1 protein-coding gene is annotated in these 585 nt (G+C 52.6%); it reads left to right on the top strand.

Annotated features, from left to right (window positions below):
* On the top strand, positions 1 to 585 hold a 585-nt coding region (locus tag R7Q09_RS27115; protein WP_318144074.1), incomplete at both ends, for an aminoacetone oxidase family FAD-binding enzyme.

Below are 585 nucleotides of genomic sequence, written 5' to 3'. Positions count from 1 at the left end.
GATGTTGTTGTAATTGGCGCGGGAGCCGCGGGTTTGATGTGTGCTGCAGAAGCAGGCAAGCGCGGACGCAGTGTGCTTGTGCTGGATCATGCCAAAAAGCCAGGACGTAAAATCCTTATCTCTGGTGGTGGCCGCTGCAACTTCACCAACTACGACGTATCAGCCAGCAACTACCTATGCCAAAACCCACACTTCGTGAAATCGGCGCTGTCGCAATACACCAACTGGGATTTCATCTCTATGGTCAGCAAACACGGCATCGAGTTTGAAGAGCGCGACCACGGCCAATTGTTTTGTGTCGATGCCTTTACCGCCAAAGACATTGTGAAGATGCTGCTGGCCGAGTGTGACATGCCAAACATTCAACAGCGTTACCAATGCGATGTGCACACCATTGAGAAAACCGAAGAAGGCTTTCATCTGCACGCGGGTACTGAGCCTGTTGAGTGCGAATCTTTGGTGATTGCGACCGGTGGCCTTTCCATGCCAAAACTGGGCGCGACGCCATTTGGTTACAAAGTGGCTGAGCAGTTTGGTCTGCCAGTAATCCCTACCACGGCGGGACTTGTGCCATTTACGCTGCAC

Source organism: Vibrio sp. 2130-1 (assembly GCF_033339515.1).
This window is presented reverse-complemented; position numbering and strand designations above follow the sequence as displayed.